Origin of the sequence: Acinetobacter sp. NIPH 1852, assembly GCF_022549455.1 — a bacterium.
GTDB lineage: Bacteria > Pseudomonadota > Gammaproteobacteria > Pseudomonadales > Moraxellaceae > Acinetobacter.
This window is the reverse complement of sequence record NZ_JAKZGG010000014.1, coordinates 57,202-80,242: the sequence shown is the minus strand read 5'-3', so window position 1 is coordinate 80,242 and position 23,041 is coordinate 57,202. Positions and strand designations below refer to the sequence as shown.

Genomic DNA, 23,041 nt, shown 5'->3' with positions numbered 1-23,041 from the left:
CGCTAGAGAATGGGGAATCTTTTTTGTATGTTTTTTAATCTATAAAAATGAATAGAATTCATGTTAAACTGATCAGCTTTCATTTTGGCATCAAAAATTCCGAGATGCCTCTCTCTTCCTTATTGCTAGCCGAGATTCGCAAGCTATGTCTACTGCCTATACCATGCAGACCGCGCCAAAAGCGTTGTTTGATTACGACAAATATTGGGCGTCGTGTTTTGAACCCGCACCATTTTTGCCGATGTCACGAGAAGAAATGGATCTCCTCGGCTGGGATGCATGTGACTTTATTTTAGTTTGTGGCGATGCGTATATTGACCATCCTTCATTTGTATCAGGTGTGATTGGTCGTGTGCTTGAAGCACAAGGTTTTCGTGTCGGTATTATCGCGCAGCCTGACTGGACCAATGCTGAAAGTTTCCGTGTGCTCGGTAAACCAACCATTGCATGGGGTGTAACCGCAGGCAACATGGATTCAATGATCAACCGTTATACGGCAGATCGTAAAATCCGTTCGGATGATGCATATTCACCAAATAACGAAGCCAATAAACGCCCTGATCGTGCGGCAACAGTCTATTGTCAGCGTTGTCGTGAGGCATTCCCAGATGTACCTGTGTTACTTGGTGGTATTGAAGGCAGTTTACGTCGTATTGCGCATTATGATTATTGGTCAGACAAAGTCCGTCGTTCAATCTTGATGGACTCTAAGGCCGATTTGTTGATGTACGGGAATGGCGAGCGTGCCATTATCGATGTGATGCATCGTTTAGCGAAAGGTGAAAAAGTTCAGGATATTACTGATGTCCGCGGTACTGCATTTATTATCAATAAACATAATAAAAATTCAAAAGCAAAGTTCGTTGAAATCGCCAGTAATGATGTCGATACCATCGGACGAGTGGATCAGATCATCAATCCCTATGTGATGACTGAAGATATTGATGGCTGTGAAGTTGAAAAAGAAAAGGGCAACTCACTGGCGCAATATCAAGATTTTCAAAAAGAATTCGTGGCAAACCCAATTGTCCGTGAAGGGGATAATTTAGATCCTGACACACAGATCGTACAGCTCAAATCTGCACCATCAAAAGCGATTAAGCATAAACTGCCACCACGTGAACTTGCGGTGATCCGTTTACCTTCTTATGAGGAGGTCGCGAATGATCAGGTCCTTTATGCACATGCCAACCGTATTTTGCATCTTGAAACCAACCCCGGTAATGCGCGTGCCTTAGTTCAACGTCATGGCGAACGTGATGTTTGGATTAATCCGCCTCCGATTCCTCTAGCCACTGAGGAAATGGATTATGTCTTTGATTTACCTTATGCACGTTTACCGCACCCTGCTTATGGCAATGCGCGTTTCCCTGCCTTTGATATGATCAAATTCTCAGTCAATATCATGCGTGGTTGCTTTGGTGGTTGTACCTTCTGTTCGATTACTGAGCATGAGGGACGTATTATTCAAAACCGTTCCGAAGAGTCGATCTTACGTGAAATTGAAAAGATTCGTGATACCGCACCTCAGTTTACAGGCATTATTTCAGACCTAGGTGGTCCAACGGCAAACATGTATCGTTTGCACTGTAATGATCCTGAGATTGAAAAGAACTGTCGTAAGCCATCTTGTGTCTATCCGGGTGTTTGTCAAAACTTACATACCGATCATGCACCATTGGTTCAGCTTTATCGTAAAGCGCGTGAAATCAAAGGTGTGAAAAAGATTCTGATTGGTTCAGGTCTACGTTATGACTTGGCAGTATTGAATCCTGAATATGTCAAAGAGTTGGTACAACACCATGTTGGTGGTTATTTAAAAATTGCACCTGAGCATACCGAACAAGGTCCATTATCGAAAATGATGAAGCCAGGTATCGGCACTTATGATCGCTTTAAACAAATGTTTGAGCGTTTCAGTAAGGAAGCAGGCAAGGAACAATACTTAATTCCTTACTTCATTGCTGCGCACCCGGGTACAACCGATTACGACATGATGAACTTGGCGATTTGGTTGAAGAAGAATGGTTTCCGTGCCGATCAGGTACAGACCTTCTATCCATCGCCAATGGCAACGGCAACCACGATGTATTACACAGGCAAAAATCCATTGTCTAAAGTGGCGCGTTATACGGAAAATGTCGATATTGTTAAAGGCGATAAACGTCGTCGTTTGCATAAAGCATTCTTACGTTACCATGATCCAAATAACTGGCCATTGTTGCGTGAAGCGCTAAAAGAAATGGGTCGACCTGACTTGATTGGTAACTCAAAACAGCATTTGATTCCGACTTATCAGCCTCAAGGTACTGCTGAGAGTGAATATAAATCTGCGCGTAAGAAGAACTCGACCGTCGCAGGAGATTCAGCAAAACGCAATCAATCGCAACCACAATCGGGTCAAAAACGTCCGCAAAAAGGTCAAATACTGACCCAACACACGGGTTTGCCACCGCGCGAAACTGGTGAGAAAAGACCATTTTCAGGCAAGCCGAAAGCCAAAGCGAAAACACATCGCTAATTAGCATTAAAGAAGGCATGTAGATGCATGCCTTCTTTTTATATAAAAATGATAAATGGTTCGCAGTCTAATTTCAAAACTATACTCTATGGAAACATATACTGACAATATCGACTTGAATATTTGCGATATGCTGATTATAAATAACAAGACAGCAAGCTTTTACGACTTTGGTAGGAACGATTAAGAACTTCAAGTTTGAACTGTTAAAATAACTTTACTATCGTTGTTATTGATTAAAAAATTGGCATAAAGCCAAAAATGATTATAAAAAATCTAAAGGGATTAGTTAGAAATGTATTATTTCATAACAATAGTTGGTTTGCTGTTGATTACAGCACTTGCACTTCGACATTTACATCAAAATCGGCGTCAAGATAGTCCATTAAAGCGACGTGGTATTTTGAATATTGCTGAGCAAATTACTTTAATGCGTTTACAAGCCGTTTTGCACCGTCATACGATATTGGCACATGTATCATTTGATGCTTTGCTTACGACTAAGTTTAGCCATACGCGACGCAAGTATCAGGGTTTGGTTGCTGATTTTGTAGTGCTCGATCAACAACATCAGGTGCTTGCGATTGTTGAGATTGCAGATGAATCTTATGTCAATCGTCTGAATCAAAAGTATTATCAAGACAGCCTACTTGAATTGGCTGGATATCGTGTTTTTCGTTACAGTAGTATTCCAACTGAACAAGAATTACGTGAGGACTTGATCCCTGATTTATTTGATCCAATGAGTTCTGCGACATCCACAATCTCAAGTCCGATGCCGCAAACTGAACATTTGATGAAATACAATGTGTTTGCGGCAAAATCATTTTAATCTGGGCGTACCGCAGTCACGGTCATTTCGACTAAGACATCAGGGGCGTATAGTTTAGATTCTACACAGGTACGTGCTGGGGGGTGTCCCTCAGCAATCCATGCATCCCAAACGGTATTCATTGCTGCATAATCTTTTTCGATGTCTTTTAAGAAAATCAATACCGATAAAATATGGGTTTTATCGGTACCTGCTTCAGCAAGTAAACGGTCAATATGGTCTAAGGTTTGCTGTGTCTGTGCACTGACATCTACACTGGTATCATCTGCCAATTGACCCGCCAAATGAACAAGATTTCCTGAAATTGCGACTTCGCAAAAACGTGAAGTGACATGCAGTCGTTGCACAGACATAGAGGTGCTACCTAATTAAAAATGTATTTATAAGATTGTACTTGATGGCCTTTAGTTGCTGTGTAATTTTGTTTTAAATCAGCTGCTAAAAGTTTCCATTTTGATTACAGAGCGCTGCTAAAAAATAAAATGTAATGTTGTTTTTTATAAAATGAGTTGAACTGAATTTCTATACAAAAAAGTAAGATGAGTGGTTTTTATCGTCGGGAAAATAAGAAAAGGACACTTGAAGTGCCCTGTAATATTCGGATTTGATCGTCACGCCAACCACAGGAGCAGATGCTAAAAGCGAGGATTTCTTTAGCAAGAGCAAGCAACATGGATAATGCTACTGCGTTGCCTAGAGTACTGAAAACTGCATAAAAAGCAAACATAAATTTCAGCGTGAAGGGTACTTTTGTGTAAAAAAACCACATTACCATAAGGAAAGTTGAGATTCTTCTTGAATCGGTTGCAACTGATAGACTCCCACACCCACTAAACGAAACTGAAAGTTAGGATCAATATGCATTTCATTCAGTAATTGCATAACCACTTGTAATAATTGTTGTGGAGACTGTAGCGGGTGTTTAAAGCTTTTTCCGTGTTGTAATACTTGAAAATTTTTGAGCTTTAGTTTGACATTGACACCCCGTGCGGTGAGTTGTTTTTTATCTAAACTTTGCCAGATCTTTGTCGTCAACGGCTGCCATGTATGCGCACATTGATCGAGATTGTAGTCATCATCAAAGGTAATCTCTTTAGAAATTTGTTGACGTTCACGTTCAGCTTTGACAGGACGATGGTCGATACCTTGTGCATATAAATAAAGCTGTTTGCCGTATTTTCCAAAATGATGGATAAGGACATTTTCTTCGATTTTTTGTAGATCGCCTAAGGTATGCAAATTCAATTGATTTAATTTTTCATGGGTGACTTTGCCGACACCTGGAATTTTGCTCAATGCTAAGTCTTGAATAAATTGCATCACTTGATGGGGCTTAATCACGAATAAGCCATTCGGTTTATTCCAATCCGAAGCGATTTTTGCCAAAAATTTATTCGGTGCCACACCTGCAGAAGCCGTCAGTCCTGTTACTGCAAAAATATCTGCTCGAATTTGGGTTGCTACCGCCGTGGCACTGGGAATATTTTTTAGATTCTCAGTCACATCTAAATAGGCTTCATCTAAAGACAGTGGTTCAATCAGTGTGGTGTATTGCTGAAAGATTTGATGGATTTGTGCCGAAACCTCACGATATTTTTCAAAATTTGGCTCAATCACAATTACTTGTGGGCACAGCTTTTTGGCCTGTCCCATCGACATCGCAGAACGCAAACCAAAGACGCGCGCAGGGTAAGATGCAGCCGCAACCACCGCACGAGGATGATGGGAAGAAATCACCACTGGCAAATCTTTGAGGTCAGGGCGCTCTCTGAGTTCGACTGAGGCAAAAAAGGCATCCATATCGATATGGATGATTTTACGCAGTTCATTTGTCATCCTGAATGCCTTGTTCTTTTAAAAACATACGCCACTGCTGTGGTGATTCAGCATAGACATTTAAATCAACAGGCTTTGCAATACCGTCAATTTTCCCTGTTTGACTGTACTGCCAAAATAACCATTTTCGCCCATCTTTGAGTTCAGGTTTGCCGTCATAGTCTCTGACCCAAAGTGGTGTGTCGGTAAAATTTCCCATCAATACAATGTGATAAAAACTTTTAGAAATATAGAAAATCGGTTGTTTACCATAATGTCGATGCAGTTGATCATGCATGAGCTGAATTTCTTTGAGTAACTGCTCTTTGGTATAGGTATTTATACAGTTACTGTCATATTCCAAATCAATGACAGGTGGCAAAGCATCGGTTTTGTTGGGTACGGTGGCAATGAAATTATCAGCCTGTACCTTGCCATCACGACATAAACGATAGAAGTGATAGGCACCCACATGCAAACCTTGTTCACGCGCTTTGAGCCAGTTGTCCTGAAATTTTCGGTCTTTAAAATCACCGCCTTCTGTGGCCTTGAGATAGACAAATTGATATTGCAGTGGCGAGATTTTTTTCCAGTTAATCTCACCTTGATGATGGGATACATCAAAACCGCGAATGGCATAATCTTGGGCAGAGGCTTTTTGCTGATAGAACACACCGAAATACGTTAAAACACCCAACAGACTCGCAAGCCCAATACTGACATAGGTATTACGGCGTTGGTATACGGGTTTCGGATTCGATTTTGGCATGTAAATTTTACAGCGATTTTAAAATAATCATCATAACGTGATTTCGGAGCGGATGCTATTTCAGCTCATCTGTGGTCTCTTTTGGAATCTGCCAAAACACCATCGCGGTAATGATGTTAATACAACCTAAGGTAATCAGTGAGGCATGAAATGCGGTGCTAATGGATGCTGAGGGATAATACTGACTAAACAGATTGATCAATGTTCCTGCCAAAGCCACACCTATACTCATCGAGAGCATCATAATCATGGACAAGAAACTATTGCCACTGCTGGCATCGTGTTGAGGTAAATCTTTTAAAGTCAGGGTATTCATTCCCACAAATTGTAGTGAGTTGAGTGTGCCAAAAATAAAGAGGTGCACAATTTTGAGCCAAAGCGGTGTTGCAGCGGTCATTAAAGCAAAACTGGCAATACACAAGCCGACTAAAATCGTATTGGTCAGCAGAAAGCGGCGATAGCCGACGCGTTGAATGAGCGGGCGAACAATTGGCTTGGAAAATAATGAACCTAACACCATCGGGATCATCATTAAACCTGTGATGAAAGGTTCAAAACCAAAAGCGACTTGTAGCATCAGCGGTAAAATAAAGGGAATGGCATTACTGCCTAAACGGGCGAAAAAGTTGCCCAATACACCGATGGAAAAGATTTTGTGTCGAAACAAACGTCCATGAAACAGTGCATTTTGATGGCTATGTGCATGATAAGCATAGCCTAGCGTTGCAATACTCCCGATCACCAGTAAGCTGATACTGACGATACCTGAGTATTGTGGTGCGGCAATATTTTCAATTCCCAATGAAAGCCCGACCATGGCGACGATTAATAAGATAAAGCCACTCAGGTCAAACGATTTCACTGTGGGTTCTTTGTGATTTGGCATGATTTTGAGTGCCATGATCACGCCCAGTACACCCATGGGTAGATTAATTAGAAAAATCCAGTGCCATGTCGCAACCTGAACCAACCAGCCACCCAACGTGGGCCCCATCAATGGACCAATCAGACCTGCAAGGCTCATTAAACTCATGGCAGATAGAAATTGCGTACGTGGAATCAGCTTTAATAAAGCGAGCCGCCCGACAGGCATCAACAATGCACCGCCCATGCCTTGAATCACACGACAGACGAGCAGTTGATTTAGATTCTGAGATAAACCACAGCCAAGCGATGCCAAACTAAAGATGACCATCGCTGCGAGATAGGTATTGCGGATACCGAAGCGATCTGCCAACCAGCCACTCAGTGGAATAAACGCAGCCACAGAAAGCACGTAGGCGACAATCACCCCATGCATTTGTAGTGGATTTTCATTGAGTTGCAGCGCCATCATTGGAATCGCGGTATTGACGATGGTGGTATCCAGTGCCTGCATAAAAAAGCCAATGGAAACCAATAACACCAACAAACGAAATTCGGGCTGTACAGCTTGATGCGTGGTTGTTGTCATGAGCCTTGGTGGATGAAATATCCGTTTTAGTTTAATGCAATTGTCATTGAAATAAAGACAAAAATTGTCAAAGAGTGGTCATCGAACTGACATAAAAGTGTCATCGAACTTGCATCTCAGAATACTAGATTAGCCCTACAAAATAAAATCTATGGAATTTGATCATGAAATTTAAAATTTCAGTGGTATTGACCGCAATGCTGTCAGCGGGGTTGGTGGCGTGTAATGATGATAACAAGCAAAATAAGACACCGAACAAAGAAGTTGAACCAAAACCTGAAGTGGTTGAACCGACGCCCGAGCGTATTCAGCTTAGTTTTATGAGTCGTTATGAATCAGGTGTTTTTGCTAAAAGTGCCGCTGAAATTCCAGCTTATGATCCAGCAACGAAACGTGTTTTTGTGGTCAATGCTGAAATAGGGGCGTTGGATGTATTGGATCTTTCTGATCCTGCGAAGCCCACTTATCTACAATCACTGACCGTGGATGATATTGCTGAAGGTGCAAAGGTGAATAGTGTCAGCATACAAAATGGCATTATTGCATTGGCAGTTGAAGCAGCCAATAAAACTGATCGTGGTTTTGTGGCGTTCTACCAAGCCAGTGATCTAAAACGATTGAGCCATGTGCCAGTTGGTGCATTGCCTGATATGTTGACCTTTACACCTGATGGAAAAACGGTATTGGTCGCCAATGAAGGTGAGCCATCTGATGACTATCAAATTGATCCAGAAGGTTCAATCAGCATTATTAATGTCAGTGATATCAGTAAGCCAACGGTCAAAACTGCTGATTTTAAAGCTTTTAATAGCCAGAAAGAGGCATTGATTGCCAAAGGTGTTCGTATTTTTGGACCTAATGCCACGGTTGCTCAAGATTTAGAGCCTGAATATATTGCGGTTTCTGATGATGGCAAAACTGCTTGGGTGGCACTGCAAGAAAATAATGCCATTGCCGTTTTGGACATCGCGACAGCCACTGTAACCTCGATCGAGGCAATGGGTTATAAAGATCATGGCCTCAGCGACAGTGGTTTTAAATCCATGCTTGATCCAACTAAAAACTCAAGTAATGGCTTGGATGTCAGTGACTTTGATGGCAAGAAAACCGTCCAAGATATTATGATCAAGACTTGGAACGGGTTGAAAGGGATTTATCATCCTGATGCCATGGCAGCTTATACCGCCGCAGATCAAAAAACTTATTTAATCTCTGCCAATGAAGGTGATGCACGTGCATGGGGAGAAAATACAGCTGCGTATTTTGGCTTAACTAAACTTAAAGACTTTGAAAAGAAGAATTTGCAACGTTGTGATAATGACAATAGCAAAGGCTTTGTTGAAGAGTGGCGCGTCAAGCATTTGGTACACAAAGACGGTTTTGATCGCCGTTGTGCCGATGACCTACCTGCACAATTACGTGATTTAGCCGCGGGTGCACATTTGAATCCAACCGCTTTTAGTTATTGTGGTGCGAGCAAAGGCGATGCAGGCGATTGTCGTGATGACAAGCAATTAGGCCGTTTAAAAATTACGTGGACACAAGGTTATCAAACTGAAAATGGCAAACCTGTGTACTACTCAAAAGCGGGCGATAAAATTGGAGTCAATGGTAATCCATTAACCGATTATTTAATGTATGACGATTTGTATGTGCTGGGTGGGCGTTCATTCTCGATTTGGGATACACAAAATCAGGTCAAGATCGCCTATGACTCAGGTGATTTTATTGAACAATACCTGAATAGTGACCAATGTAAATTAGGCAAGGCACGTAACCTTTCATGTAAAGATTGGTTTAATAGCAACCACGAAAAAGGCAATACATTGGGTGGTCGTAGTAGTAACAAAGGTCCAGAGCCAGAAGGTCTCACCATTGGCAAGATTGGCAATAAACAATTCTTGTTCCTAGGGCTTGAGCGGATGGGTGGGGTGATGGCGTTTGATGTCAGTAATCCAAAACAGCCAATTTTCCAAGATTATTTAAATACTCGTGAAATATGGGATCAGGCTGATCCATCGACTGCATTATCTGCACATGGTGATCTTGGACCAGAAGGTTTAATCTTTATTTCTGCAAAAGATTCGCCAAATGGCAAACCATTGTTGGTGGTCGGGAATGAAGTCAGTGGCACAACCACCATTTACCAAGTCAATTCAAACTAAGTCAAAAATGCCAAAGGCGGATCAAATTTGATCCGCTTTTTTAATTTTACATTGCCACGTGTTTAGGCGAGTTTAGATTTTTAATCACATTGAAGATTTGTTCGGTATTTTCGCAAATAATCACTTTGGCACGATGTTGAGGGGGCAAAAAGCCTTCTTCAACCGCATGATCGAGTTGAGCAATTAAGGCATCATAAAAACGGTTCACATTATAAATGATCATCGGTTTTTGATGTTGGTTGAGCTGTCCCCATGTGGCGATTTCTAGAATTTCTTCAAAAGTGCCGAGTCCACCTGGTAGCGCGATGAAGGCATTGGCACGTTCAGCCATCAATGCTTTACGCTCGTGCATACTTCTCACAACATGCAGTTCCGTCAGTTGATTATGTGCAATTTCATAGTCCAACATAAACTCAGGAATAACGCCGACAACTTCGCCGCCGTGCTCAAGTACAGTATCTGCGACTTGTCCCATGAGGCCGATACTGGCGCCGCCATAAACAATACCAAAGTCTTGTGTAGAGAGGTGCTGGGCCAGTTCAATCGCCTTTTCACGGTAAATCGGATTGTTGCCTGGACGAGAACCACAATACAAAGCAATAAGCGGGAGGATTGTTTTTATGGGAGGAGTGGTTTTTTTAACTGTCATTCTAAATACACTATTCATCTACTTTATTTTTACCTTATCATTTTCGTCGTACTTGTCTAGGCTAAATGACTTTTATGACAGTTTTATGCACATTTCGCATACAAAGCCTTTGCGCTATTGTTAGAAAAAAATTAAAAAAACACCCATATAAAAAATGATGAATTTTATTGAAATCTTACCTATACTAAAAATCCTTTCATTCATAAATGTACCTCTATGAGTAGTGGTTGTTGTCACTCTGCTTTGTTCTCTTTTTCTAAAAAAAATATTTGGGCTATTTATGCCGATCGATTCAATCATCAGTTTAAAGCTGATTTTGTAGAGGAGTCAGCTCTATGATTTTTGAATGGATGTCGGATCCTGCCGCATGGGTGGGCTTAGCGACTTTGGTGGTGCTTGAAATTGTACTTGGTATTGACAACCTTGTTTTTATTGCAATTTTAGCTGAAAAATTACCACCAGAACAACGTAATGCTGCGCGTAAAATTGGTTTAATTCTCGCATTGTTAATGCGTTTGGTGTTACTCGCATCTATCGCTTGGGTGATTACCTTAACTGAACCACTATTCCAGATTTTTGATCATGCATTTTCAGGTCGAGACTTGATTCTACTGTTTGGTGGGGCGTTCTTATTGTTTAAAGGAACAATGGAGCTGCATGAGCGTATTGAAGGTAAGCAAGCATTAAGGCAGGAAAATCCTGTACATGCCGTGTTCTGGGTCGTGGTGGTTCAGATCGTGGTGCTAGATGCAGTCTTCTCACTAGATAGCGTAATTACCGCTGTTGGAATGGTGAAAGATCTATCCGTGATGATGATCGCGGTGACGATTGCGATCGGGATCATGTTGATCGCCTCTCGACCATTGATGGACTTTGTCAATAAACATCCAACCGTGGTGATTCTGTGTCTTGGCTTTTTGATGATGATTGGTTTCTCACTGATCGTGGAAGGTTTTGGTTTCCATATTCCAAAAGGGTATCTATACGCAGCAATTGGTTTCTCAGTTTTGGTTGAGGCCGTGAATCAGACCATGCGCCGTAATCAAGAGAAACTGGTGACCACAACCGATTTACGTTACCGTACGGCATCCGCTGTATTGCGTATGTTAGGCAGTAAAGGCGCTGGTGAACAGCACAAAGAAACAGAGGATGTACTCGCTACACAAGCCTATGCCAAAGAAGTCTTTGATGAGGATACAGGGGTTTATCACAGTGTTTTGGTACAAGGCGTATTAGGCTTATCCGAACGACCAGTCAAGTCAGTGATGACACCACGCCCAGAATTAGAGTGGTTAGACTTAGATGATAATCCAACAGAATTAAAAGACCGTTTAATGTCGATGACACATTCGCGTTTGATTATTGCGCGGGGAGAGTTGGATAATATTGAAGGTGTCGTACTCACGCATAAAGTGTTGAATGAATACATTGAAACAGGTTCGATTGATTTTGCAAAACATTTACGCGAACCCGTGATTGTGCATGAGAACGCACAAGTTTTAATGGTCATGGAGCAATTACGCCAAGCACCGTTACAAATGGCAATCGTATTGAATGAATATGGTTCGATTGAAGGGATTGCAACGCCGATTGATATATTGGAAGCGATCGCGGGTGAGTTCCCTGATGAAGATGAGCTGGAAGCAACAGCAGAAACGCTCGATGACGGATCTATGTTATTAGAGGGATCAACCGATATTCGCCATGTGTCTTTATTATTAGGTAAAGACTTGGTGGATGAAAGTGAAGAGTATTCCACTTTATCAGGCTATATCTTATTTCATCTCGGTCGTTTACCTGAAAATGGTGAAATGGTGGAAGCAGACGGACATCGTTTTGAAGTGGTGACGATGGATGGGCACAAGATTGAAAAAGTGCGCATTATTGCGAAAGAGAAAACTGACGAAAAATGATTTCCTCACCAAACTGTCCATGTGGACAAGGGCAATATGCTGCGTGCTGTCAGCCCCTACATTTGAAACAACAATTTGCTGAAACTGCTGAACAACTCATGCGTTCGCGCTATAGTGCTTTTGCCTTACAGCAGATTGACTATATTCTCGAAACAACGGCTCTAGGACAACAAGCCTTCTTAGATCGAGCTGCGATTGCAGATTGGAGTCAGTCCAATCAATGGTTGCAATTAGAAGTGCTACAGCATCAGCCTAAGCTGGATAAAACCCATGCCTTGGTTGAGTTTAAAGCGCATTACCGCGATAAAAACCATGATGGGGCACAACCTCATATTCATCATGAAATTTCACATTTTGTGCGACATCAACAGCGTTGGTATTTCCTTGATCCGACTTTAGATATGCAAATCACCATGAAACAACCGTGCATTTGTGGTTCGGGGAAAAAATTTAAGCAATGTTGTGCACAATTCATCTAAGTTTGTCTTAAAATAGCGCACACTTTTCCGCCTTGTTTAAGGATTCAGGCAAATGTTACTGACCGTGATTTATATTATTGCCATTACTGCGGAAGCGATGACAGGTGCGTTGTCAGCAGGTCGACGCAGTATGGATTGGTTCGGTGTAACACTGATTGCCTGTGTAACTGCCCTCGGTGGTGGTTCAGTCCGAGATGTGCTACTTGGGCACTATCCCTTAACTTGGGTGAAACATCCTGAGTATTTGGTTTTGACTTGTTGTGCGGCTTTTGTGACGATTATTATTGCCAAATGGATGCGTCATCTACGTAATATCTTCTTGGTACTGGATGCTTTGGGTTTAATTGGCTTTACGATTATTGGCTGCCAAATTGCGCTATCTATGGGGCATGGTTTTGTGGTGTCTGCGGTTGCAGGGGTCTTAACAGGCGTATCGGGTGGTATTCTGCGTGATATCTTATGTAATGATGTGCCTTTGGTGTTCCGTCGTGAGCTATATGCGAGTATTTCCTTTGTTGCGGTGATTTGTTATTGGGTCTGTTTGGAAGTTGGATTGCCACATGATTTAACGGTGATTTTTACCTTAGTCTTTGGTTTTACTTTGCGTTTAATTGCGATCTACTTTGGTTTAGAGATGCCGAAATTCATTTATCAAGAAGATGATGCTGAGTCTGCTTCGTCTACTGATGAGCATTGATTAAAATTATATATATAGATAAGCAGATGTTAAAAAAAATTGCTATCAGTACTTATAGCCATCATTTGGTTGAAATTGATGGCTACGTACCTTTTGCTATTTCTTTTAATGAAAAATCTCCAGATTTGTATTGGAGAGGTGGTAATGGTCGCACGTCTCTAATTGAGATAGGTCTTTTAAAGACAGGTGAGTTATCAACGATTACATTGGTTTGCTTTAGCTTTAATAAGCTGATTCAAACTGGGAAGGATTTATCTTCTATTGATTTAGCACAAATGCATTTACCAATTTTTGATATTTCATCTTGGCCATTTGATTTGGATGGTTTTTCTAGTAGATTTCAGGATGTGTTTGATACAGAGTTCCAATTGTTCATGGGTAAAAACTATATTGAGCTTGTATTCCTACCTTTAGAAAACACAATGAAATATGTTCATGATAGTAATTTTAGTTTTGGTTTTAACATTTATGATGAATTTACCTCCTTGCAGATATTGAATGTTGATGAGGTTAAAATGAAATTATTTAGAGAAAGTCTTAGATTTGATAATTAAAAAGTTGGCTCAGTGCCTTATGCCATTACAAACCCTCCGAACAAGACACCATTTGACGTTTAAACAACAACTAGGGCTTGTCACAACGCTTGCATCCACATAGCATACAAAGCATTGACGATAACAATGATTTTGGATGACTTGCTGAAATGACCAGCCTTGCACACCATGCAACCGAAAACCGTTCCGTAGCCGAATTCACAGAACAAGCTTACTTAAATTACGCCATGTACGTGATTATGGATCGTGCATTGCCGCATATCAGTGATGGTTTGAAGCCTGTACAACGGCGTATTGTCTTCGCCATGAGTGAGCTTGGCTTAAAATCAACAGGAAAACCAAAAAAATCAGCACGTACCGTTGGTGATGTACTCGGTAAATATCACCCACATGGTGATTCTGCCTGTTATGAAGCAATGGTGTTGATGGCGCAGCCCTTTAGCTATCGTTATCCATTGGTTGAAGGTCAAGGTAACTGGGGTTCACCTGATGACCCTAAATCATTTGCGGCAATGCGTTATACCGAAGCCAAACTTTCAGCTTATAGTGAATTATTGCTGAATGAGTTGGGTCAAGGCACCAGTGAATGGCAAGATAACTTTGATGGTTCGATGAAAGAGCCGATAACCTTGCCTGCTCGTATTCCAAATATCCTGCTCAATGGTACAACGGGTATTGCAGTCGGGATGGCGACCGATATTCCGCCGCATAACTTGCGTGAAGTGGTGAAAGGAACGATTGCGCTGATTCGTAATCCTGAAACCACCGATGAAAAATTAGCAGAGTATATTCCAGCACCAGATTTACCAACCAAAGCAGAAATTATTACCCCACCAGAAGAATTACTCAAAATTCAAACCACAGGTCGTGGTAGTTATCGCATGCGTGCGGTTTACACGATAGAAAGAAATGAAATCGTGATTACTGAGTTGCCTTATCAGGTTTCAGGTTCAAAAGTAGTTACCCAAATCGCTGATCAAATGATTGCGAAGAAGTTGCCTTTGGTGGCTGATATTCGTGATGAATCCGATCACAGAAATCCAACGCGCTTGGTGATTGTACTGCGTTCCAATCGTGTTGATGCTGAAACGGTGATGAGCCATTTATTTGCAACCACTGATTTGGAATCAAGCTATCGTGTCAATCTGAATATGATTGGGGCAGATGGTCGCCCACAGGTGAAATCTATTCGCCGTATTTTGTTGGAATGGATCGAGATTCGTAAGCAAACTGTGACGCGTCGTCTGCAATACCATTTAACTAAAATCGAAAAGCGTTTACATATCTTGGCAGGTCTTTTGATTGCCTATTTGGATATTGATACGGTGATTCGTATTATTCGTGAAGAAGACAAACCCAAACCTGTGCTGATGCAGCATTTTGGGATTGATGAAATTCAAGCTGAAGCAATTTTAGAATTGAAACTTCGCCATTTGGCCAAGCTTGAAGAAATGGAAATTCGCCGTGAGCAAGAAGAACTGGAAGCGAAAGCTGCTATCCTTCGCGAGCAACTCGAAAATCCTGAGTCACTGAAAAACTTGATTATCAATGAACTGAAAGAAGATGCGAAAAAGTTTGGTGATGATCGCCGTTCGCCATTGGTACGACGAGCAGATGCGGTCCAAATTAAAGAACAAGATCTGCTGCCAGCCGAAACGGTAACGGTGGTTTTGTCAGAAGCAGGTTGGGTCCGTGCAGCCAAGGGCGGTGATGTTGATGCCGCAAATCTCAATTTCCGTGCAGGTGATCAATATTTAAGTCATGCGGTGGGTAAAACCAATCAACGGGTTTATTTCTTGGATAAAACAGGGCGGAGTTATGCTTTACCCATCAGTAGTTTGCCTTCAGCTCGTGGTTTAGGCGAGCCGTTGAGCTCGAAACTTGCACCAGCGAGTGGGGTGTCATTTATCCAAGTTTTAGTTGATGATGACAAGAATGAGTTATTGGTGGCAAGTTCAAAAGGCTACGGTTTTAAAACACAAGTAGGTCAATTGGATACCAATGCCAAAGCGGGAAAAACCTTTTTAACCGTTGGAGATAAAGCCACTGCATTACCGTTGCTCCCAATTCAACAGTCCACTCATGTTGCAATACTAAGTTCAGCAGGACGATTACTTATTATTGATTTGGCTGAACTCCCTATCCTAAATAAAGGTAAAGGTAACAAGTTGATACAACTTGAGGAGAAAGAACAAATTTTATCCATGACAACCTTGACGTTAGATGAAATAATCCAAGTCGCTGCAGGACAACAGCATTTAAAACTGAAAGGGGATGATCTCCAAAAATATATAGGAAAAAGAGCAACAAAGGGGCAACTTTTACCACGGGGATATCAAAAAGCAAATAGACTCCTCGTTCAGAGATAAGGCTGGTATTCTGTGATACAAATACGTTATATATGATGACGTATTCATATTATTTGGATAGGTCTACAGGGCAATTCAAGAACTTAATAAAAATGTTTTGCCATGGAAAGTAACGTTGTTACATTTTTAAGGATTACCACTCGGAGATAATGGCATTATGGAAAAGATTTGGTTTGCTGAATACCAAAAGACAGGAATCCCAGAAACAGTTGCACTGCCTGCTGAAAACACTTCACTTGTTGATATTTTTGAACGCAATTTCCAAAAATTCGGATCACGTGATGCCTTTATCTTTATGGATAAGGTTTTAACGTTTAATGAGCTAGAAGTTGCGAGTCGTAAATTTGCAGCTTATTTACAAAGTTTAGGTTTGGCAAAGGGAACACGTGTTGCGGTAATGATGCCGAACGTTTTCCAATATCCAGTGGTTGCATTAGGTGTATTCCGTGCAGGTTTGGTTCTTGTCAACGTCAATCCACTTTATACTGCGCGTGAGTTAGAGCACCAATTAAATGACTCAGGTTCAGAAGTTTTAGTCATTATTGAAAACTTTGCGAGTGTATATCAAAGCATTATTGGTAAGACTCCTGTGAAACACGTCGTTGTTGCGACAGTGGGAGATATGCTTGGTACCCTCAAAGGAACATTGGTCAACTTTGTATTACGTAAAGTGCGTAAACAAATTCCAGCTTGGGATATTCCAGGTTACACCAAATTTAACACCGCATTAAACAAAGAAAATCCAAGTAACTATAAACGCCCAAGCTTAACTTTAAGTGATACAGCGGTCCTTCAGTATACGGGTGGTACGACAGGCGTTTCTAAAGGTGCCGAACTGACTCACCGTAATTTAGTGGCAAACCTTTTACAGTGTGAAGCCATTTTCTCAAGTAAGTTTGGTGCTGCGGATAGTGAAAAAGGCGATCGTATTGTTTGTGCATTACCGCTTTACCATATTTTTGCATTTATGGTTTGTGCGATGTACGGCATGTACAAAGGTCAAGCAAATATCTTGATTCCTAACCCACGTGACTTACCTGCAGTAATCGGTGAACTACGTAAATACCAACCTTCATTCTTCCCAGCAGTAAACACTTTATTTAATGCATTGGTGAATAACGAAGAGTTTAAACAACTGGATCATAGCAATCTTAAGATGGCGATGGGCGGTGGTATGGCAGTATTACCATCTACCGCCGAAGCTTGGAAGAAAGTAACAGGCACAATCATCATTGAAGGTTATGGTTTATCTGAAACGTCTCCTGTAGCAACAGCAAACCCGCCAGCAACTACTGAATTCAGTGGTACGATTGGTATTCCATTGCCGTTGACTGAAGTTGCGATCTTGGATGATGATGGGAAAGAAGTTGCTCAAGGTGAGCAAGGTGAAATCTCAATCCGTGGTCCTCAGGTGATGAAGGGCTATTGGAATCGTGCCGATGAAACCGAGAAAGTGATGACTGCTGACGGATTCTTCCGTACAGGTGATATCGGTATCATGGATCCACGTGGTTACTTCAAAATTGTGGACCGTAAGAAAGACATGATCTTGGTGTCTGGCTTTAACGTTTACCCAAGCGAAATTGAAGAAGTCGTTGCACAACATGCAAAAGTATTGGAAGTGGCAGCGATTGGCGTTCCAGATGAAAAATCAGGTGAAGTACCTAAATTATTCATCGTGAAGAAAGATGCTTCATTAACGACTGAAGAAATCATTGCATATGCGAAAGAACACTTAACAGGCTATAAATGCCCACGTTATGTTGAGTTCATTGATGAGTTGCCAAAATCTAACGTAGGTAAAATCTTACGTAAAGATCTTCGTAAACCAGCTTAAAAAGTTTTTCTTGCCTCTCTTTTTAAAGGGAAGCACAAAAAAATGCCGCAATTGCGGCATTTTTTTATGACTATCGATTGTTGTTTTGTTGACTAGGCAGATTTTTTCATGAACCAGCGATCAATATAGCGTCGACTTATACCTGCAATCCCAACAAAAATGATCATAGTAATGAGCTGGAAACGTAAACGTGTTGGATCAATGCCGTTAAAGCTAAAATAATTATCAGCAAAGACATAAAGTGTGGTGATGATCAGCCAATGCCAGAGTGTGAAACGCTTAATCCCAACCGCATAAAAGGCAATGGTCAAAATAACAAAGGTTCCTAAGGTCGATTGCCAGTTTAGGTTGGCACAGATCACGCTAAGTAAAAAAGCAACAATCGGATATACAATTTTTAAAACCCGATCAACCTTAAGTTGGTTTTGGCGTTGTTGATCAAGGATATCAAACATTTCTTTTTGATCTTGCTGTTGCATAAATCGACCCTAAAACAATATAAAAACATAGCAAAGTCATTTGATCTAACTTTCTAGTGGCTCACATGTACAAAAAGAAATGTAAGTTGAACAAGTACAAATGAAAGTTTCATAAATCATAAGTTATGATAGCATGATCAGAAGAACTTCAAATGATGGATGTCAGATGCACGGTATTAGCGGCATTGTATTGATTATTATCGTCGCATGTTTATTGCCTTATGTTTTTACTTTGATTGCGAAATCAAAAGGTGGTTTTCAAGCAAAAGACAATCACAATCCTCGTGAATTTTTGGCTAGAACCACAGGGTTGTCTGCACGAGCAAATGCTGTACAGCAGAATAGTTTCGAGAGTTTACCTTTATTTATCGCTGCAATTTTAATGGCGGAATATATGGTGATTCCTGAGCGATTTATCCTGACATTGGGCTGGGCATATATTGTTTTCCGCGTCATTTATGGAATTTGTTATTTAGCCAATCTTGCAACTTTACGCTCAATTATTTGGTTTTTTTCCTTGCTTTGCCCAATCTTTTTGTTTGTGATCACCATTAAAATGACTTAAACCAAGTTGCCCATAAAAATTCATGACGCCTAATACTAATATACAGCATCATTTTGACTGTATTCACGTTATAATCTGACCGATTTTTTATATTTAATTTCACATACACGAGTGTTGATATGAGTTATAGCAATATTCCTGCGGGTAAAGACGCGCCAAATGACATCTATGTCATCATTGAAATTCCTGCAAATGCAGCGCCAATCAAATACGAAGTCGATAAAGATTCAGATGCGTTATTTGTAGATCGTTTCATGGGTACAGCAATGTTCTACCCAGCAAACTATGGTTATGTACCAAACACCCTATCTGAAGATGGCGATCCTTTAGACGTACTTGTTGTGACGCCTTATCCAGTTGCAGCGGGTTCAGTAATTCGTTGTCGTCCAGTGGGTAAATTAAATATGGAAGATGATGGTGGTATCGATGCGAAACTGATCGCAGTTCCACATGAAAAATTATCTCCATTGTACAAAGATGTTCAAGAATATACAGATCTTCCACAATTGTTGATCAGCCAAATTGAACATTTCTTCCTACACTACAAAGATTTAGAGCCTGGTAAATGGGTGAAATTGAATGGTTGGGAAAGTTCTGAAGTTGCTAAAGCAGAAATCATTAAATCAATCGAAGCTGCTCAAAAGTAAGTTTAAAGGATTAAATCAAATTTGCTAATTTTAAAAATTTGGTTTAAAAAAAACCTCCATTCAGATTGAATGGAGGTTTTTTTATGGCAAGTTATTAACTGTGAATTAGAAGAATTTCACAGGAATATCAAGCCAGAGACGCCATTCGTTGGTGTCGCCGATGTATCCCGCTTGGTATTCATCGCTAGCACGGTAATATGAGTGACGTACACGTAAACTTGCATCTTTAGCAAAACCTGATTGAACCGTGTATTTAACTTGGTTAAAGAATTCACGCTCAGTTGCATTATCTGCTGTGCGTACACGGTTTACTACAGTATCGCCAACTTTAACAGCTGTATTGGTATCGATATCCCAACCATAAACAAATGCTGTGGTCCAACTTAACCCTGGTACTCCAAAGCTTCCGAAATCAAGGCTATATTGAAGTTGGGCTGATTTCTCATCATTACCGATGAAGTCAGAAAGGTAAGAGTTAGGTAAATGAATGGTTTGATGGCCATCTCCAACACCTTTACCTAGTCCATAGTCATATCCTGCATTACCGCTGTTTTGTTGGTAAGCAAGCATTACTGTATGTGAACCAGTATTATAAGTGGTCGAAATTGCCCAAATAGAGTTTTGGTATTTGTCATCAGCTGAGCCGATATAAGAATACAAGCTTTGGTTTGCTTGGCGATCCCAGTCAGTATGGTATCCGCTAAAATCATAAGTTAATGAACTATTATTTGCCAAAGTTTGCTTATAATTAGCATTGATATAATGACGCTCTAAACGATCTTTAATATCAGTACCGAAGTAGGCTGTATTCAATTGATCATTGACTTTGTATTTTGCGCCCCAAACTACGGCGCGGTCTAGCTCATTACCATCAGATTTAATTTGGTCTGAATATTGGTTCTTGGTAAATTTACCGATAGTAACTTCTAAACCCTCAATTTCACGGCTATTTGCTAAAACACCTTCAAAGTATTCTGGTACTAAGCGAGCAGTGTTGCTCGAAAGAACAGGAAGGTCAAGAATCTGAGTACCATAGGTAACAGTTGTATTCGATACGCGGGCTTTTACATAACCGCCACCACGCGCCCAATGGTCATATGCTGAACCATCTGGGTGCTTAGGGATCATGCCGTTACCCGCATTATTGTTAGCGCCTAATTTAAAAGACGCATCACCAATAATACCAACACCGAAGCCTACAACACCTTGGGTAAAGCCAGAGTCTAGCTTAACCATCGCAGTTTGCGCATATGAGCTGGTGTCTTCAACACCATTTTTTTTGTCACGATTTAGATAACCTGTACGGAATAAAACATTTCCGCTTGCATCTTCAACAAATCCTTTTGCTTCGCTTTGTTCGCTTGCATATGTTGAGGTGATTAGTGCGGCATTAATCAATACCGCTAATGTAAGTTTCTGTGCCTTTGGCATAGCTTAGCCTCATAAAAAAATTGGGAAAGAAACTGCAAATTTTGAAAAATTGTATAAGTTATACATGAAAAAGATAGATTTTTATTAAAATTTTTTCATTAATTTTTAATAAAAAGCTTATACAATTTTATGATTTGTTTCTCGTTTAAAAAGTGATCATATTAAAATTAAGCTAATGATTTTAATTGGTAAATATATTTATAAAGGTTGTAATATTCGATTGTTATTTCTATATAAGTTATGTTTAAAAAGTGTGATTAAGGCATATAAATTCTGTTTAAATTTAATAGGTTATTTATTGGTTGGTTAAAAATATAGCAACTTGATTTGCAAAAAATTACATCCCGACGAATGGCAATCTGACAACGACGAAAAAGGAACACTTTATTCAGATTATTTTAAGGTATCTCAGATGCACTTTTATTGAGCACTCATTAAATTACATACGTATACCTGACATTTCCAATAGTTAGACAACTTATTGTGCTAAAAAGTGCGTCTTTTTTGTGCAATAAATAACCTGAATTTCTGCACTGCTTCTAAATAGATCAAAAAATTAAGAAATAAAGACCTTAGGATCAATTGAAGCGCGTTTAAAGTGTCGTAATGGCACCTTTATGGTACAGGAACTATATTTTCTAAGGATTGTTTGAAGTTGGCACAGCATTTGCTATCTATTCCGTGATGCAATTTAAAACATAAATTAGTCGAATATCCATCATGGGGGAGATCAATATGATGAAATTTGCATGTAAGGCACTTGCGCTTAGTATGATTGCTGGACTTTCAACAGTGAGTTTCGCTGCAGAAGATAATGCACTTGCGAAAAGTGGGTTAAGCTTTTCAGGAAGTGCTGCATTGACAACCGATTATCGTTTCCGTGGTATGACTCAAACGGAAAGTGATCCTGCGATTCAAGGTGGTTTTCAATTAGACCATGAGTCTGGTGTTTATGCTGGTGTGTGGGCTTCTAATGTTCATTTTGGTTCAGATGATCCAACGCATTTAGAGCTTGATCCATATATTGGTTATGCGACAGAGTTACCATTTGCTGGTAAACCAACTTTAGATGTAGGTTTATGGTATTACGGTTATCCAAGTTCATCTGACTTGAATTGGTTAGAAATCTACGCGAAGCTTGGTTTTGACAATGCAATTGTGACTGGCGATAACATCTTAGCTGCTATTAATTATAGCAACGATGTCGTTGGCTCAGATGAAGATGGTTGGTATCTAAACCTTGCCTATAGTGTTCCTTTTGCTGACACTGGTTTTGGCGGTGTGGCAAGTGTCGGCTATACCAAGGTTGATATTGATGATGCTTTCGGTGAGAAGGATACTAAAGATAACTATGTCGACTGGAAAGTTGGCGTGACTTATGATGTCAAGTCTATTGAAGGTTTTAGTGCGGAATTGGCTGCGATTGGTACTAATATTGATGCACAAACTCAACCATACAAACGTGGTGTGAAAACTGGTGCAGTCTTTACGCTAACCAAAAGCTTCTAAGCTATTGTTTCTCTAAAGCAGAGCATTTGCTCTGCTTTTTTTATACCTATATTTTCCCATGGAAAAACATTCTTTCTGATGAATATCATTTTTTATTTAACCGGAAAGCAGCGTAAATGCATATAGAGCGAGATCATCACTGTATTTTTAAATAATGATTGAGTTGAATAAGGGGTGATAAAGTTGCTTGCATTTTCTTTGTTACTTTTTGAGTGCGCCATAATGATCAGTTCTATTGCAGTTTAGTTGCACTATTTAGTTCATCTTTTTTTTAAACCCAAAGCATGATCGGGTTGTTGGTTTTTTATTTAATTAAGTTATTGTTATTTTTGTATTTATTATATTTTCTTAAATGCT

At 40.3% G+C, this 23,041-nt stretch carries 19 protein-coding genes; 12 read left to right on the top strand and 7 right to left on the bottom strand.

All coding sequences use genetic code 11. The features are described from left to right. Positions 1 to 145: 145 nt before the first annotated feature. Both MMO38_RS12105 and MMO38_RS12100 read left to right on the top strand, forming a co-directional pair. Entirely contained in the window at positions 146 to 2,521 is a 2,376-nt protein-coding gene (locus MMO38_RS12105) for a YgiQ family radical SAM protein (protein WP_241323690.1), read from the top strand. Between the two features lie 295 nt (positions 2,522 to 2,816). Further along, entirely contained in the window at positions 2,817 to 3,353 is a 537-nt protein-coding gene (locus tag MMO38_RS12100) for a DUF2726 domain-containing protein (protein ID WP_241323689.1), read from the top strand. Here the strand turns inward: MMO38_RS12100 and MMO38_RS12095 are convergent. From MMO38_RS12095 to mdtD, 4 genes are all read right to left on the bottom strand, one after another. Beyond that, a complete protein-coding gene (locus MMO38_RS12095) occupies positions 3,350 to 3,706 on the bottom strand; it encodes a RidA family protein (protein ID WP_241323688.1) in 357 nt (118 codons plus the stop codon). The two genes, MMO38_RS12100 and MMO38_RS12095, sit on opposite strands and share 4 nt — an antisense overlap. 415 nt (positions 3,707 to 4,121) lie before the next feature. Beyond that, positions 4,122 to 5,177: a DNA polymerase IV gene (gene dinB / locus MMO38_RS12090; protein ID WP_241323697.1), complete on the bottom strand. Its 1,056-nt coding sequence runs from the start codon at positions 5,175 to 5,177 to the stop codon at positions 4,122 to 4,124. 1 nt (position 5,178) lies between these two features. Continuing rightward, positions 5,179 to 5,937, bottom strand: a complete 759-nt coding sequence (locus tag MMO38_RS12085; RefSeq protein WP_241323687.1) for a glycoside hydrolase family 25 protein — start codon at positions 5,935 to 5,937, stop codon at positions 5,179 to 5,181. 55 nt (positions 5,938 to 5,992) lie between these two features. After that, positions 5,993 to 7,390, bottom strand: a complete 1,398-nt coding sequence (mdtD, locus tag MMO38_RS12080) for a multidrug transporter subunit MdtD (protein WP_241323686.1) — start codon at positions 7,388 to 7,390, stop codon at positions 5,993 to 5,995. Positions 7,391 to 7,554: 164 nt separating this feature from the next. Between mdtD and MMO38_RS12075 the strand changes: the two genes are divergently transcribed. Beyond that, positions 7,555 to 9,555 (top strand): choice-of-anchor I family protein, encoded by a 2,001-nt coding sequence (locus tag MMO38_RS12075; protein ID WP_241323685.1) that lies wholly within the window; start codon positions 7,555 to 7,557, stop codon positions 9,553 to 9,555. 46 nt (positions 9,556 to 9,601) lie between these two features. On the opposite strand, the gene MMO38_RS12070 is transcribed toward MMO38_RS12075, so the two are convergent. Continuing rightward, positions 9,602 to 10,222 (bottom strand): TIGR00730 family Rossman fold protein, encoded by a 621-nt coding sequence (locus MMO38_RS12070; RefSeq protein WP_241323684.1) that lies wholly within the window; start codon positions 10,220 to 10,222, stop codon positions 9,602 to 9,604. Positions 10,223 to 10,539: 317 nt separating this feature from the next. Here MMO38_RS12070 and MMO38_RS12065 point away from each other — a divergent pair, with 317 nt between their 5' ends. The 6 genes from MMO38_RS12065 to MMO38_RS12040 all read left to right on the top strand — a co-directional run bounded on the left by MMO38_RS12065 (position 10,540) and on the right by MMO38_RS12040 (position 18,053). Continuing rightward, on the top strand, positions 10,540 to 12,117 hold the full coding sequence (locus tag MMO38_RS12065) for a TerC family protein (protein WP_005194636.1): 1,578 nt from the start codon (positions 10,540 to 10,542) through the stop codon (positions 12,115 to 12,117). Then, on the top strand, positions 12,114 to 12,596 hold the full coding sequence (locus tag MMO38_RS12060) for a YchJ family protein (protein WP_241323683.1): 483 nt from the start codon (positions 12,114 to 12,116) through the stop codon (positions 12,594 to 12,596). The genes MMO38_RS12065 and MMO38_RS12060 overlap by 4 nt, the downstream gene beginning before the upstream one ends. A 52-nt stretch (positions 12,597 to 12,648) precedes the next feature. After that, entirely contained in the window at positions 12,649 to 13,293 is a 645-nt protein-coding gene (locus MMO38_RS12055) for a trimeric intracellular cation channel family protein (RefSeq protein WP_004668163.1), read from the top strand. Between the two features lie 26 nt (positions 13,294 to 13,319). Further along, complete coding sequence (locus MMO38_RS12050) at positions 13,320 to 13,847, top strand: hypothetical protein (RefSeq protein ID WP_241323682.1); 528 nt, start codon at positions 13,320 to 13,322, stop codon at positions 13,845 to 13,847. A 149-nt stretch (positions 13,848 to 13,996) separates the two neighbouring features. Beyond that, positions 13,997 to 16,216, top strand: a complete 2,220-nt coding sequence (gene parC / locus MMO38_RS12045; protein ID WP_241323681.1) for a DNA topoisomerase IV subunit A — start codon at positions 13,997 to 13,999, stop codon at positions 16,214 to 16,216. Between the two features lie 157 nt (positions 16,217 to 16,373). Next, the gene (locus MMO38_RS12040; protein ID WP_241323680.1) at positions 16,374 to 18,053 is read left to right on the top strand and encodes an AMP-binding protein; all 1,680 of its coding nucleotides are present in this window, start codon (positions 16,374 to 16,376) and stop codon (positions 18,051 to 18,053) included. A gap of 92 nt (positions 18,054 to 18,145) precedes the next feature. On the opposite strand, the gene MMO38_RS12035 is transcribed toward MMO38_RS12040, so the two are convergent. After that, a complete protein-coding gene (locus MMO38_RS12035) occupies positions 18,146 to 18,532 on the bottom strand; it encodes a hypothetical protein (protein WP_130162880.1) in 387 nt (128 codons plus the stop codon). Between the two features lie 166 nt (positions 18,533 to 18,698). Between MMO38_RS12035 and MMO38_RS12030 the strand changes: the two genes are divergently transcribed. Together MMO38_RS12030 and ppa are read left to right on the top strand one after the other, a co-directional pair. After that, the gene (locus MMO38_RS12030) at positions 18,699 to 19,097 is read left to right on the top strand and encodes an MAPEG family protein (RefSeq protein WP_241323679.1); all 399 of its coding nucleotides are present in this window, start codon (positions 18,699 to 18,701) and stop codon (positions 19,095 to 19,097) included. Positions 19,098 to 19,216: 119 nt separating this feature from the next. Then, positions 19,217 to 19,744, top strand: coding sequence for an inorganic diphosphatase (gene ppa, locus MMO38_RS12025; protein WP_121930598.1), 528 nt, complete (start codon positions 19,217 to 19,219; stop codon positions 19,742 to 19,744). A gap of 105 nt (positions 19,745 to 19,849) precedes the next feature. Here the strand turns inward: ppa and MMO38_RS12020 are convergent, their stop codons facing one another. Next, complete coding sequence (locus MMO38_RS12020; protein ID WP_241323678.1) at positions 19,850 to 21,175, bottom strand: OprD family outer membrane porin; 1,326 nt, start codon at positions 21,173 to 21,175, stop codon at positions 19,850 to 19,852. A 735-nt stretch (positions 21,176 to 21,910) separates the two neighbouring features. Between MMO38_RS12020 and MMO38_RS12015 the strand changes: the two genes are divergently transcribed. Further along, the gene (locus tag MMO38_RS12015; RefSeq protein ID WP_004668177.1) at positions 21,911 to 22,684 is read left to right on the top strand and encodes a TorF family putative porin; all 774 of its coding nucleotides are present in this window, start codon (positions 21,911 to 21,913) and stop codon (positions 22,682 to 22,684) included. Positions 22,685 to 23,041: the final 357 nt, after the last annotated feature.